The following is a 12599-nucleotide window of genomic DNA, read 5'->3' on the forward strand; positions in this document are numbered from 1 at the left end:
GCGGTCGACGGGAGTACGCCGCAGACTTTCCTCCCGACCTGCCCACACCGACGGCTTCGGTGCAGACGGGCGCCATCACCGCAACAATGATGACGCGCACCGCATCCCGGCCCACATCCGCCAGATTCGAGCCGGTTCTTGTTAACGAGGCGTCAAACGCTGATTCCTCGCGTACACCCTCTCGTCTCGCTTGCCGAGCCCGCACCATCTGGCAGTACTAGTACGTCCCGGCTTTGTCGGGGCTGCTCCCAGCTCCACCGAACCGCTACGACGGCCCGGCGACGAAGGTTTCCCACCTCCGATCGGTGAATCAGGCGCCTCACGGCGCACATTGCGGATCAAATGGATTACACACGTTTGGACAGTGGCCGCCGGCCACACATTCTCGACGACCTCCGGTAGACCTTTCAATCCGTCGCAGACCAAGAAGAACACGTCCCGGGTGCCCCTGTTGGGGATGCCCGTCAGCACGGACATCCAGAATTTCGCGCCCTCACCGCCGGTTCCCGCCCACAATCCGAGCACGTCGCGGTGCCCGTCGAGACTGACGCCGATCGCGGCGTAAATAGGCCGGTTCGCTACCTGCCCGTCGTGGACTTTGACGACGATTGCGTCGATGAAGATCGCTGCGTATACCTCGTCGAGTGGTCGGGCAGACCAGTCCTGCACCTCCTCGATCACCTTGTCGGTGATCCGTGAGATGGTTTCTTCTGAGACAGATGCGCCGTAGATTTCGGCGAAGCGAGCGGAGATCTCACCGGTCGTTAATCCTTTGGCGTTGGGCGACAACACGATCTCGTCGACCCCATTGAGGCGTCGTTGACGCTTCTTGACGATCTGCGGCTCGAACGTCCCTTCCCGATCACGAGGGACCTCGATCGGAACATGCCCGGTCGCCACGGTCAACACCGTTTTCGACCGAGTCCCGTTGCGGATGTTCGTCGACTCCCGATCGGGCGGGGCTTGGTTCTTGTCGTGCCCGAGATGCTCGGTCATCTCCTCGTTCAACGCGGTTTCCAGGACGGTTTTGGTGAACTGCTTGAGCAGACCGTCCGGGCCGGCCAGCGATAGACCCTGCTCCTTCGCCAACCTGACCAGCTCCGCGGCTTCCGAGGAGGGCTCGGCCCTCTTCTTCGCCCGCATCTTCCAGTGTCGTCATCTCGGCACCTCCTCGCTGAGCATTCACTCAGCGTCTCGGGCCGAAACACCGATTAGAGACAGTCCCACCCCAACGGCACACCCAGTATGTGTGATTGATGGTGTTCTGATCCGCTTTTGCCGCTGGCCAGTGAGTTTGCAGGTAAGGCCAGGGCCAGCGTGAGGTCACGTCACCGCGCGTGCGCGGATCGTGCAGCGAGAAAGTCGTCGACGAGTTGTTGCCGTTCAGTGGATCCTGTCGGCGGGAGTCCGGTGAGTCGGGTGAAGATGATGGGTCCGACGAGTTGGGTCAGGGCAAGGGCGGTGTCGAAGTCACCGAGCTCTTGCTGGGCTTGGGGGCCGCCCAGGATCTGGTCGAACGGTTCGCGGTACTGGTTGACCACCCGCGCGCGCAGGGAACTGACCGGGTTCCGGTCCTCTTCGGGATGGGATGCCGCCCCGGCGGTCTCGGGTTGGACGGACCCGAGGGCAAGCCATCCCAGCATCGTCAGTTGGGCAGGGGCTTCCTCGATGAGCTTGGCCTGACGGTCCAGCAGTTCGATCAACTGTTCACGGATCGTTCCGGACGAGGCCGGTGCGGTGACAGGGGGCAGCAGACGTTCGAACGCCGCGGCCAAGAGTTGGGTGCTGTCGGTGAAGTGCCGGTAAAGGGTGGTCCGCGCGACCTTGGACGCTTTGGTGACCGCGTCGATCGTGACGGCATCGATTCCGCCGGTCGAGAGCAAGGATGTTGCGGCGTCGAGCAGTCGTGCGCGTGAACGCGCCTTCCGTGGATCCACGAGCCGGTCCTCGTTGTCGACCAGGTTTTGGATGATCATTTTCTCGCTCACCTCGTCATTGTGCCCTTCAATCAGGCGCAGACACTATCCTCTCCAGCCTCATTGTGCTACTGATAGTAGCGAATCGATACCAGCCGTATCGATATGTGGAGGTGGCGTATGGCTTCGGGCGATCGGGTGCTGCTGTCGCGGGCGCAGAAGTGGACGTTGGTGGTCTCGTGCTTGTCGGTGGCGTTGGTGGTCGCGTCGATGGCGGCTCTGTATACCGCGCTTCCGGACATTGCGGTGGCGACCGGGGCCACTCAAACCCAGCTGACCTGGGTCGTCGATGGGTACACGCTGGTGTTGGCGTGTCTGGTGTTGCCCGCCGGTGCGCTGGGTGACCGTTACGGTCGGCGGGCGGTGCTGATCGTGGGGTTAGCGCTCTTCTCGCTGGCCTCGGCGGTGCCTCTGTTCGTATCGACCCCCTGGTGGTTGATTGCGGCGCGTGCCGCGGCCGGGTTGGGGGCAGCGTTCGTGATGCCGTCCACGCTGTCGGTCCTGACCGCGGGATTCCCCGAGGAACAGAGCGGGCGGGCGGTCGGGATCTGGGCGGGGGTCGCCGGGTCCGGGGGCCTGCTGGGGATTCTCGGGTCGGGAGTGCTGCTCGACTACTGGTCGTGGCAGTCGATCTTCGTCGGTCTAACCGGGACGGGGGTGTTTCTGCTGTTGTGTGCCTTCACCATTCCCGAATCCCGCCAGGAGAATCCGCCGCGGATGGATGTGATCGGGTCGGTCGCGGTGGTACTCGCGATCGGACTGGTGGTGTTGGCCATCATCGAGGTCCCAGTGCGTGGTTGGTCGGATCCGGTGGTGGTCGTCGGATTTGGTCTGGGTCTGGTGGCCACGCTGGTGTTCGTAGTGTGGGAGTTGCGCGCGGATCATCCGTTGCTCGATGTGCGGTTCTTCACCAGTCGGGGTTTCGGGAGCGGATCGTTCTCCATCACGATCCAGTTCCTGGTGACGTTCGGTGTGTTCCTCGTCCTGGTGCAATACCTGCAGTTGATCTTTGGATACAGTCCGCTGGGTTCGGCACTGGCCTTGGCACCGATGATGGTGCCGCTGGTGCTCCTCTCGGCGATCTCGCCGTGGATGGCGACCCGGCTGGGGTTGCGGTTGGTGACGGTGACCGGTCTGCTCGCCATAGCGGTGGGGTTCTACTTCATCAGCCGGTTGGATCTGGACTCCACCTACCTCGACGTGATGTGGCCGACGCTGATCATGAGCGCGGGACTGGGTCTGACCGCGGCGCCGGCGACGGCGGCCATCGTGGCGGACACACCGATCGAAAAGCACGGCGTCGCCGCGGCGGTCAACGACGCCACGCGCGAGATCGGTGCGGCGATCGGCATCGCTGTCGCCGGCAGTGTCCTGGCCGCCGGCTACAGCCACAACATCGCACCGGCGATCGAGCGACTCCCTCCCGACGCGCGGGGGCCAGTCTCGGACTCACTCGCCGGTGCCCTGGAGGTCGCCGACCGGGCCGGACCGGTCGGCGAGCAGCTTGCGGACTTCGCCAAGTCCGCGTTCCTGCACGGCGCCGAGCAGTCCGCGATCGTCCTCGCACTCATCGCGGCGGCCGGTGCGGCGATCCTGCTGTTCTGGGCGCCCGGCCGGAGTCCCCGACCCCTGGACACGGACACATCGAAGAAACCGGCTGAACCGGGCCAGTGCAGTCGATCCCGCGCCCGCCGCTAGCCAACACCATCGAGAAGGGACACCCATGACCCAGCTACCGCTACCGCCGCACTCGCCGACCTGCATGGGGTGCGGGCCGGACAATCCCGCCGGCCTGCAACTAGAGGTGTTCCGTTCCGGCGAAGAGGTCTACACCGATGTGACGTTCGACGAACGTCACATCGGTGCGCCAGGCCTCGCGCACGGTGGGGCGGTGGCCACCGCCTGCGACGACCTGTTCGGCTTCACCCTCTGGATCGCCCGCACCCCGGCGGTGACCCGAAACCTCACCGTCGACTACCTCGCCCCCGTCCCACTGCACCGGCCCCTGCGCATCCGGGCCCACATCCGGGAGATCGACGGCCGCAAACTACACCTCGAGGCAACCGCCACCGCCGATGACGGCACAGCATTGTTCACCGCGAACGCGGTCTTCATCGCCGTGTCGATCGAGCACTTCGCTCGACACGGCACCCCCGGCACCGCCCAGCAACTATTCGACCGCCTCACCTTTGCGCTCGGGGACGACGGGCCGGAGAAATCGTCAACGCGCCCGCCGGACCGCTGACGCGACCGAAAGAAGCGCAAGACGCGGACCTGTCGTGGTCGCTGCCTGATTGTCCGCGAAGCACCCCGTGCGCCGGACAAACTGGAAGCGATCTGGGCTTCCGTTGCCAGCCCCCTGACCACCATTGCCCGGGTCCGGCGCCGACGCCTCCCCACGCCTGTTTGATCTCGTTGAGGCGCATCGCATTCTGCAGGTTCGGCAAGCTGGACTTCAATAGGTGTTCTGGGCTGACTTCGCCACCTGAAACCAGCTGCTAGTACCAGACACCGGCGAGCGCGCGCCCGATCACCGACATCACCGCCCAGAACCCGATCGTGATTGACCTCGACGCCACCCTCGCCACCGCACATTCGGAAAAGCGAACGCGGCACCGACCTACAAACAAGGATTCGGATTCCACCCCCTGTTGTCGTTCGTCGACCACGGTCTGCGGGAACGACATCGAAGACCTGGCCCGAGCCCGCGAGTCAAGTCGCCCCAGACCAGACTCGGTCGACCAGAGTCAATTTCGTCGCGAACCCACGACCATCCCTCCTCGGGGTCATCGGTGGTTAAGAACCTGGTCCTGCCCACCGAGCCGGCTGGGTCATCAACAAGAAGAAGGTTCAACGGCTTTGGCGTGAGGAAGGGCTGCGGGTGAAAGTCCGCAAGATCCGGAAACGTGCCGGCGCCTCGACCACCCCGATCACCGAGGCAGAGGCGCCGAAGGTGTTGTGGGCGATCGACTTCTAGTTCGATTCGACGACGGACGGGCGGAAGTTCAAGATCGCGTAAATGGTGGACAAGCATACGCGTCAGTCGGTACTGAACATCGTCGAGCGATCCATCCCGGCAGAGGATCTCGTCGCAGCGCTGAAGAAAGCGTTCGCATTCTGGGGCGCACCGCCACAGATACTTCGGTGCGACAACGGCCCGGAGTTCATCTCCGAAGCGCCGAGGACGTTCTGCGAAGATCAGGTCGGTATCGGCTACGTTCCACCCGGTCAGCCATGGAAAACGGGTACATCGAATCCTTCAACAACCGTGTCCGTGACGAATGCTTGAACATGAACGAATTCCACAGCCTCCTCGAAGCCCTGCCAGCCGTATTCACACGCATTGATTCTCTGATTTGATCCGTGCCCCCAATAGTGCACCAATGTTATGAGAGCTGAGGATACGGTTGGATGTCTGCCCAGAGCTTCTCATACTCCATCGGGCTGAGGTTGCCGAGATAGCTGTGGCGCCGTTCGGCATTATGAAAATTGTCGATATGATCGGCCATGGCTGCCGTCAACTCCAGCGTGGTCGACCGCTTCTTCGTGTTCAGCAATTCCGTCTGCAAACGTCCCCAGAATGCCTCCATGACAGCATTATCGAAGCAATCACCGACCGTCCCGAAAGACTCGAGCAACCCCCACCTCCGCAGATTCTCACCGAACCCCCACGACGTGAACTGCGGACCATGATTGTCATGCAAGATCGTTGCCTCCCAACGGATCCGTTCCTGCGCGGCCATGTTTACCGCATTGTTGACCGGCGCCGTATCAGCAGTCGAGGAAAAGGAACGACCCACGATCATCTTGCTGAAACAGTCCAAAATCGCACAGCAGTAAACCTCTCCGTCCCGAGCGGGATGCTCCGTAATGCCACCCGACAGGGAGGGCGGCGTTGACGTTCAGTGCGAATTCCAGGCCCGGGCGCGCTCGGAGCGATCGCCAGCACCGAGGACGCGACTGCCACGATCGGACTGACCGCCGTGGTAGGACAAGTAACATTCCTGCGGTCCTCGCCTGGATCTCGAGGCAGAATCACGTCATGTACCCCCGGGGGTACAGTGAGGTCGATGCCGTTCCGATGCGAGCGGCCCCACGACACAGACAGGAGTCCGCAGTGGATTCATCATCGGCATGGGACGCGCGCTACAGCAGTGTCGAACATCCCTGGGGATCTGCACCGGCGGCTGCTCTGTCCGCGAGATTCGCCGAACTGACACCCGGGCGCGCGGTCGATCTGGGCTGCGGGGACGGCCGACACGCCCGATGGTTGGCCGACTCCGGTTGGGCGGTCGATGCGGTCGATTTCTCCTCGGTGGCAATCGAACTCGCCATGAGCGGCGGGTCCGATAAATCGATCAGGTACAGCGTTGCCGACGCCAGAACCTGGGAACCGAGCGGGCCGGTGGATCTGGTTGCCATCGGATTCCTGCATCTTCCGGTCGACGAGCTCGTTGCGGTCATCGCCAGCGCGGCAACCTGGCTTGCACCGGGGGGGGAGGCTGCTGTATCTCGGACATGCGCTCGAGAATTTCACTCGCGGTGTGGGCGGTCCACCGGACCCATCGATACTGCCCGATATCTACGATCTCGCCCGGGCAGCAAGCGGACTGCGGGTTCGTGAGCTATCGCATCTCGTACGGCCGCAGGGTGATAGCCATGCCATCGACATTTTGCTGCATGCCCAACCGTGGTCCGGCTCACCCCACCGCAGCCTGATGGACCGAGTCCGCGAATGAGCGACCACACAGAACCGCTGCGCGTGGTGTTCGCGGTGAACACCACACCTACAGTCGTCGTGTCGGCAATCCACAATCTTCGTGCTGCTGCATCCGAACCCGTGGCGATCGAAGTCGTGTGCTTCGGGGCAGGCCTCGATGCCGCCTTGGGGTGCTCGGATGTCTCCGTGGAGATGCGCACACTGATCGACTCGGCAGCGATCACCGTCACAGCGTGCCGAAACAGTCTGAACGGCCGAGGACTCGGCGATGACGACCTGTTGATGGGAGTCGACGTGATCCCGGCTGCCGTCCTGCATCTCGCCCAACGGCAGCGGGACGGCTGGTCGCAGCTCTACTCGTGATTCTCCGACTCGATGTCTGCGGTGCTGCGACCACGTACGATCCGGACCGCCAGGATCGCGATGATCACCAGCACTCCGGCGAGCAGGACAGCCACGTTGGACACCGAATCTGCGACCTCGCTGATCCACACCTGCAGCGAATACTGACTGTCGACGCCCATGACGCCGCCGAGGTTGGCGGTTCCTTCCGTGAGCAGGAAGAGAACGCCGATTCCGATGAAGATCAGCCCCGATATCAGCGACGTGGTGTGCGTCTTCAACGGTCCTATGCTGATCTCTTTGCCGCGCAACCAGGTTCGTGAGCCCAACGATAAACGGTCCCACACAAGCGCGAGTACGAACAGCGGGACCACCATGCCCGCGGCGTAAAGGGCCATCAGAATTCCGCCGTACACCGCCTGTCCACCGGCCACTGCGACGGTCAGGACTGCGCCGAGTAGCGGTCCGGAGCAGAATCCGGCGAGCCCGTACACCGCACCGAGTGCGAACACCGACCCGACAGACGACGCGTCGATGCGGGCGGCCGCTCGCTGAGCCGATCCCAGCGCGAATCCGCGACCGACGATGATCATCACCCCGAGTCCGATGATGATCAGTCCGCCGATCATGGTGGTGATCTCGCGGTACCGGGTGATCGCCGAGCCGAGGGCGCCGACTCCGGCTCCGAGGGGAACCAGAACCGTGGCAAGTCCGAGGTAGAACACTCCTGTGCGGCCGGCGAGCTTGCCCGCCCCGTCGAATGCGTAGGCGAAGAACGAGGGCAGCAGCAACGCCGAGCAGGGGCTGAGCAAGGCCAGCAGTCCGCCGAGAAATGCTCCGAGAAGTCCGATCTGAGACATTCGGCGGCCTACGCTCCGGCGGCGGTATCGATCAGATCGACGAAGGTCGACAGCGGTTGCGCCCCCAGTACCGGATCGCCGTTCACCGAGAACGCCGGTGTGGCCGGTATACCCAACGACTGTGCCTCGTCGGAATCGCTGGTGATCGCGGAGTCGAAACTCGTTCCGGTGGCTTCGGTGGTGAAACGCTCGAGGTCCGGGACGCCGGCTTGCTGTGCATAGGCTTCGAGCGCCTCGATCGTCAGGTCGGCATGACCGGTCTCGGGCGCACCGGCGTACACGGCGTTGGTGAATTCCCAGAACTTGTCCTGAGCCGCGGCTGCTCGGCCCGCGCGGGCGGCATCGAAGGACTGTTGCCCGAAGATCGGCAGATCGCGCCATTCGATACGCAAGGTGCCCTCGTCGACGTAGCGGTCGATCAACTGCGGTTCGGTCTCGCGACTGAACTGGGCGCAGAACGGGCAGCGGAAGTCCGAGAAGGCGATCATCACCACCGGCGCGTCGACGGCACCGATGGCCATCGGATCGTCGACGGTGCGACGCGAGAGATCGCCCAGCGGGCCGGTTGCAGGTGTCGTGCCCACCTCCGGTTCCGCGCTGGAAGTCGCTCCCGCCGTCGCCTCGGGTTCGTCACTGTCGTGCATTCCGACCACCAGAACGCCGACGAGGACGGCGGCGACCAGTACCGCGATCCCGAGAAGCCAGGTGTCTCGACGGCGGGTGGATCGTGATGACGAAGTCATGCAATACCTTTCGGTAGTCACGAATACTGACAGCTATACCCTTGCGGGTATACTCTTGCAGAGTAGTGTCACTCACACAACTACGAACTGTAGGAGACCCATCCGATGCCTGAGCCTGCCATCTCCGAACGCCCTGACGTCGATCCCGACGGTCGAGCGCTCACCGAGGCCGGTCTCTACAGGCGGTGGGGGCTGCGTGTTCTACGTGGAACGCTTGCCGGGATCGCCACCGTGCTGGTCGTGGGTATTCCGACCGACATTATCGACACCCCGATGTTCGGACGAGAAGTTCCGGTCCGCGCGTGGGAACTGCCGGTGCTGCTGGCATCTGCTGTCCTGACCGCGGTATGGTTCGGCATCGACAAGCCCAGACAGGTCGAGCGAACCGGTACCCCGGCCGCACTCGGTGTCGCGCTGACTTTCTTCGCGGTCGGATGCCCGGTGTGCAACAAGCTCGTACTGCTGGCGCTCGGCACCTCGGGTGCGTTGGGGCTGTGGGCGCCGATTCAACCGATCCTTGCTGGAGTATCACTGACGATGCTGGCTGCAGCCGTAGCTTTTCGGTGGCGTCGGCGAGACTGCTCCGCAGGGTCCTGCGCGGTGTGAGCCGACTTGTCGGCTCGTGCCGTACTCGACATTTCTTGAGGCAGACAAGGACAATTCCGACGATGGAGAATCGAACATCATGACCGAACTTGCGATCAGTATTCGACTGGACATGCCCTTCGCGGAAACCGTGGACGCGACCCGTGAAGCTCTCTCGGAGCAGGGATTCGGAATCCTGACCGAAATCGACATGCAATCCACCCTGAAGGCGAAGATCGATGCCGACATCGAGCGCTATGTCATTCTCGGTGCCTGCAATCCCCGGCTGGCGAAATCTGCGATCGACACCGACCGCCAGGTAGGACTGCTTTTACCGTGCAACGTCATTGTCCGCGCTGACGGGGGAAGCACGATCGTCGAAGCGATGAACCCGCAAGTGATGGTCGGACTGTCCGACGCGCCCGGACTCGCGGATGTCGCCGACGAAGCCACAGCGCTGCTGCACGCGGCCATCATGGCACTCAGTGGCGAAAGCTCCTCTACCTAGATGCGCATGTGCCGTATTCGGTTGGTGAGTGCGGCGGGTGGAGCATGCGCGGTGTTGATGCTCTGCGCATGTGATGCGTCCTCGCTCGTGAGCGCACACGGGTCGATCACCGGAGTGGTGGAGAACCCGTCGTCGTCGCAGCTGCTGTCGCCGCCCGGCTTCGGCGACAGCCCACTGTGGTCGGTGCCCTTCGTCTCGAGACCCCATGTCGTCGATGACGGATTCGTCGGAGTCCTCGACACGGCACCGTCATCCGATTCGGCAACGGTGCAGGTCGTCAGCGACACAGGCTCATCGCGGTTCGAGGTCGACGTACCGAAGAACCGCACGCAGTTCGCGGTCACCACTGCCCACGATCGCGAACTACTGATCACGGAAGACGTCGACCCCTCTGACTCCGGGCACGCTGCCTCCCTCACCGCTCGCGACACCCGAACAGGCGAGGTCGTGTGGGGCCCGGTCGGTAGCGCCGGGTGCCTGACCGGGACCGGGCTGCTGATCGATGCCGGATGCAGTAGCGAATCCGCCCCGCCGGAGGCCGCGATATCTGCCGCCGACGGGCACACCACCTATCTGAGTGGGGCAGTGTCCGAATCCGGGGGTTACGCGGTCGTCCGCGATGGTGATACCGCAGAAATCGTGACTGTCGATACTGGCAACACGGCATGGTCGACCGAGACAGTGGCACCACCGCCCGCCGCACTCGCCGGTAGCGCACGGTTCGTCCAATCGGCTGGTAGTTCCGTCGTCGTGGCATGGACGGTCCCTACCCGCCCTGAACCGATCCAAGCGGTCTATCGCCTCTCGGACGCCGGGATCCGTTGGGTCAGTGGTGCTCGGACCCCGATGGCGGTGACAGCCGATGCGGGTAGCGGATCGACGATGATCACCACCGGGGACCTCGGCGACGACGGAATCGCCGTTCTTTTTCCGCGATACGGCAACCGAGGTTTCACAGCCGATCAGTTTCCCGGTGCCGATCGTTTCACGCTCGTCGGCGGAATCGTCTACGGTGCTTCTGGTTCGGCCGTGACCGCTATCGATGCGGTCACCGGCCGCGTGACAGGCACATCACTGGGCGAGGCTCCGGTAGCGATGACACCCAACGGTGTTGCGCTCGCCGCGGACACCGACGGATACACCGCATTCAAGGTGATACCCCATTTCTGAGGTCGGCGGTCCCGAGATCGAGTCCTCCTCCTCAGGATGCCTTGGGCCGTCCTCGCAGTTCCACGGAGAACAACGGGCCGAGCAGACACACGTTGACTACTCCGGTGAGGACGAAGACTGCCCCGATCACTCCTGCCAGAATGCCGACGGCACCACCGACGGAGAAGGCGAGCGTGATGAGGGCGATACCCACGACGATGCGCAGTACGCGCCCGGCTGTGCTGCGCATGAAATCGACGAGAGGAATCGTCAAATTCTGTGGATTAAGGTGTGTCAGGCGACCTCGGATACCGGCGTGTCCGGTGACGGTTCCGGGGTGATCTCGACGGGTCGTTCGAGGAGCTTGCCCTTGTGGAACAGCGCACCGGCCCGCACCAACGCCACCAGGTGCGGGGCGTTCACGGCCCGCCAGCGGGCCTGGGCGGCCTCGATCAGCTTGTAGGCCATCGCCATCCCCGCCGCCCGCGACCCCGGGCCCTTTGTCACCTTGGTTCTCAAACGCACTGTCGCAAAAGTCGATTCGATCGGATTTGTCGTGCGCAGATGCACCCAGTGCTCAGCCGGATACCGGAAGAACTCGAGCAGCACGTCGGCGTCGTCGGTGATCTTCGCGACCGCCTTCGGGTACTTCGCGCCGTAATCGATCTCGAATGCCTTGATCGCCACCTGCGCCTTGTCGATGTCCTCGGCGAGGTAGATCTCCTTCATCGCCGCCAACGCACCAGGATGAGCCGACTTCGGCAGCGCAGAAAGAACATTCGCCTGCTTGTGAAACCAGCAGCGCTGTTCCCGCGTTTCCGGGAACACCTCGCGCAGGGCCCGCCAGAACCCCAAGGCACCGTCACCGACCGCCAGCACCGGGGCCCGCATCCCACGCCGGCGGCAATCCCGCAGCAGGTCCGCCCAGGACTCGGTCGATTCCCGGTACCCGTCGGAGAGGGCGACGAGCTCCTTACGGCCGTCGGCGCGGACACCGATCATCACCAACAGGCAAAGTTTCTCCTGCTCGAGACGCACTTTCAGGTGAATACCATCGACCCAGAGATAGACGTAATCCGCCTCCGAGAGATCCCGGGCGGCGAAGGCTCTCGCCTCGTCCTGCCACTGCGTCGTGAGGCGGGTGATCGAACTGGCCGACAGGCCGGCACCGGTGCCGAGGAACTGTTCGAGGGCGGGACCGAAGTCGCTGGTCGAGAGCCCGTGCAGGTACAGCAGCGGCAGCACCTCGGACACCTGCGCGGATTTGCGGGCCCATGCCGGCAGGATCGTCGAGGAGAACCGCCTACGTTCACCGGTGTCGGGGTCGACGCGCTTGTCATTGACCCGCGGCGCCTTCACCGCCACCGCGCCGGCGGCGGTGACCACCTCGCGCTCGGCGTGGTAGCCATTGCGGACCACCAGCCGGTGACCGTTGTCGTCGATCTCACCGGCATGCCGGGCGATGTAGTCGGCGACCTCGGCCTGCAGGGCTGCGGCGAGCATCTGCCGGGCGCCGTCGCGGACGATCTCGTCGAGCAACGAGCGGCCCGCGCCGACTGCCTGGCCGGTCTCGTTGGAGTCGTCGTCGTAGTCCACTATCGTGAGCACGGGCGTACCTTCCCGCCAGCGTTGGCGCGCTGGACTTGATCAGAATCCTGTTCGTGTACAGATCATCATCCGGGAAGGTGCGTCCTCCCGGGATCCACAGGTTTCGAT

General features: G+C 63.7%; 14 protein-coding genes and 3 pseudogenes. 9 read left to right on the top strand and 8 right to left on the bottom strand.

Features of this window, described 5'->3' with window-relative positions; translation table 11 throughout:
- Positions 1-330: 330 nt before the first annotated feature.
- Together RA302_RS31830 and RA302_RS31835 are read right to left on the bottom strand one after the other, a co-directional pair.
- Positions 331-1143: pseudogene (locus RA302_RS31830) on the bottom strand (IS256 family transposase); the annotation flags it as partial.
- 185 nt (positions 1144-1328) lie between these two features.
- Positions 1329-1976, bottom strand: coding sequence for a TetR/AcrR family transcriptional regulator (locus tag RA302_RS31835; protein ID WP_021334619.1), 648 nt, complete (start codon positions 1974-1976; stop codon positions 1329-1331).
- 120 nt (positions 1977-2096) lie between these two features.
- Between RA302_RS31835 and RA302_RS31840 the strand changes: the two genes are divergently transcribed.
- The 3 genes and pseudogenes from RA302_RS31840 to RA302_RS31850 all read left to right on the top strand — a co-directional run.
- On the top strand, positions 2097-3674 hold the full coding sequence (locus tag RA302_RS31840) for an MFS transporter (RefSeq protein WP_021334620.1): 1578 nt from the start codon (positions 2097-2099) through the stop codon (positions 3672-3674).
- A 25-nt stretch (positions 3675-3699) separates the two neighbouring features.
- Positions 3700-4221, top strand: a complete 522-nt coding sequence (locus tag RA302_RS31845) for a PaaI family thioesterase (RefSeq protein WP_021334621.1) — start codon at positions 3700-3702, stop codon at positions 4219-4221.
- A gap of 299 nt (positions 4222-4520) precedes the next feature.
- A pseudogene (locus tag RA302_RS31850) lies at positions 4521-4648 on the top strand (transposase); the annotation flags it as partial.
- A 41-nt stretch (positions 4649-4689) separates the two neighbouring features.
- On the opposite strand, the pseudogene RA302_RS31855 reads toward RA302_RS31850, so the two are convergent.
- Positions 4690-4776: pseudogene (locus RA302_RS31855) on the bottom strand (transposase); the annotation flags it as partial.
- Between the two features lie 219 nt (positions 4777-4995).
- Between RA302_RS31855 and RA302_RS31860 the strand changes: the two are divergent.
- Positions 4996-5265, top strand: a complete 270-nt coding sequence (locus tag RA302_RS31860) for a DDE-type integrase/transposase/recombinase (RefSeq protein ID WP_021334624.1) — start codon at positions 4996-4998, stop codon at positions 5263-5265.
- A gap of 97 nt (positions 5266-5362) precedes the next feature.
- Here RA302_RS31860 and RA302_RS31865 read toward each other — a convergent pair whose 3' ends face one another.
- Complete coding sequence (locus RA302_RS31865; protein WP_134771777.1) at positions 5363-5860, bottom strand: IS3 family transposase; 498 nt, start codon at positions 5858-5860, stop codon at positions 5363-5365.
- Between the two features lie 233 nt (positions 5861-6093).
- Between RA302_RS31865 and RA302_RS31870 the strand changes: the two genes are divergently transcribed.
- The gene (locus RA302_RS31870) at positions 6094-6600 is read left to right on the top strand and encodes a class I SAM-dependent methyltransferase (protein WP_021334626.1); all 507 of its coding nucleotides are present in this window, start codon (positions 6094-6096) and stop codon (positions 6598-6600) included.
- Positions 6601-6711: 111 nt separating this feature from the next.
- Positions 6712-7059: a DsrE family protein gene (locus tag RA302_RS31875; RefSeq protein WP_021334627.1), complete on the top strand. Its 348-nt coding sequence runs from the start codon at positions 6712-6714 to the stop codon at positions 7057-7059.
- Here the strand turns inward: RA302_RS31875 and RA302_RS31880 are convergent.
- A complete protein-coding gene (locus RA302_RS31880) occupies positions 7050-7898 on the bottom strand; it encodes a cytochrome c biogenesis protein CcdA (RefSeq protein ID WP_011331564.1) in 849 nt (282 codons plus the stop codon). The genes RA302_RS31875 and RA302_RS31880 overlap by 10 nt on opposite strands.
- Before the next feature lie 8 nt (positions 7899-7906).
- Positions 7907-8641 carry a thioredoxin domain-containing protein gene (locus tag RA302_RS31885; RefSeq protein ID WP_021334628.1) on the bottom strand — a complete coding sequence of 245 codons (735 nt, stop codon included), beginning with the start codon at positions 8639-8641 and terminating at the stop codon, positions 7907-7909.
- Positions 8642-8746: 105 nt separating this feature from the next.
- On the opposite strand from RA302_RS31885, the gene RA302_RS31890 reads away from it, so the two are divergent.
- The 3 genes from RA302_RS31890 (at position 8747) to RA302_RS31900 (ending at position 10904) form a co-directional block, all read left to right on the top strand.
- The gene (locus RA302_RS31890) at positions 8747-9247 is read left to right on the top strand and encodes a hypothetical protein (protein ID WP_011331566.1); all 501 of its coding nucleotides are present in this window, start codon (positions 8747-8749) and stop codon (positions 9245-9247) included.
- Positions 9248-9326: 79 nt separating this feature from the next.
- Positions 9327-9734 carry a DUF302 domain-containing protein gene (locus RA302_RS31895; RefSeq protein WP_011331567.1) on the top strand — a complete coding sequence of 136 codons (408 nt, stop codon included), beginning with the start codon at positions 9327-9329 and terminating at the stop codon, positions 9732-9734.
- 87 nt (positions 9735-9821) lie between these two features.
- Positions 9822-10904, top strand: a complete 1083-nt coding sequence (locus RA302_RS31900) for a hypothetical protein (RefSeq protein ID WP_230587725.1) — start codon at positions 9822-9824, stop codon at positions 10902-10904.
- Positions 10905-10935: 31 nt separating this feature from the next.
- Here RA302_RS31900 and RA302_RS31905 read toward each other — a convergent pair whose 3' ends face one another.
- Together RA302_RS31905 and RA302_RS31910 are read right to left on the bottom strand one after the other, a co-directional pair.
- Positions 10936-11133: a DUF2892 domain-containing protein gene (locus RA302_RS31905; protein ID WP_031332288.1), complete on the bottom strand. Its 198-nt coding sequence runs from the start codon at positions 11131-11133 to the stop codon at positions 10936-10938.
- Between the two features lie 44 nt (positions 11134-11177).
- The gene (locus RA302_RS31910) at positions 11178-12491 is read right to left on the bottom strand and encodes an IS256 family transposase (protein ID WP_166503022.1); all 1314 of its coding nucleotides are present in this window, start codon (positions 12489-12491) and stop codon (positions 11178-11180) included.
- Between the last annotated feature and the right edge of the window lie 108 nt (positions 12492-12599).

Source organism: Rhodococcus sp. DN22, assembly GCF_036669995.1.
In the GTDB taxonomy this organism is placed as follows: Bacteria; Actinomycetota; Actinomycetes; order Mycobacteriales; family Mycobacteriaceae; genus Rhodococcus_F; species Rhodococcus_F erythropolis.

Excerpts from the sequence above, each read along its gene's own strand:
- RA302_RS31835 (WP_021334619.1), bottom strand. The coding sequence starts at position 1,976 with ATGATCATCCAAAACCTGGTCGACAACGAGGACCGGCTCGTGGATCCA.
- RA302_RS31905 (WP_031332288.1), bottom strand. The coding sequence starts at position 11,133 with ATGCGCAGCACAGCCGGGCGCGTACTGCGCATCGTCGTGGGTATCGCC.
- RA302_RS31875 (WP_021334627.1), top strand. The coding sequence starts at position 6,712 with ATGAGCGACCACACAGAACCGCTGCGCGTGGTGTTCGCGGTGAACACC.
- RA302_RS31885 (WP_021334628.1), bottom strand. The coding sequence starts at position 8,641 with ATGACTTCGTCATCACGATCCACCCGCCGTCGAGACACCTGGCTTCTC.
- RA302_RS31890 (WP_011331566.1), top strand. The coding sequence starts at position 8,747 with ATGCCTGAGCCTGCCATCTCCGAACGCCCTGACGTCGATCCCGACGGT.
- RA302_RS31845 (WP_021334621.1), top strand. The coding sequence starts at position 3,700 with ATGACCCAGCTACCGCTACCGCCGCACTCGCCGACCTGCATGGGGTGC.
- RA302_RS31880 (WP_011331564.1), bottom strand. The coding sequence starts at position 7,898 with ATGTCTCAGATCGGACTTCTCGGAGCATTTCTCGGCGGACTGCTGGCC.
- RA302_RS31840 (WP_021334620.1), top strand. The coding sequence starts at position 2,097 with ATGGCTTCGGGCGATCGGGTGCTGCTGTCGCGGGCGCAGAAGTGGACG.
- RA302_RS31860 (WP_021334624.1), top strand. The coding sequence starts at position 4,996 with ATGGTGGACAAGCATACGCGTCAGTCGGTACTGAACATCGTCGAGCGA.
- RA302_RS31895 (WP_011331567.1), top strand. The coding sequence starts at position 9,327 with ATGACCGAACTTGCGATCAGTATTCGACTGGACATGCCCTTCGCGGAA.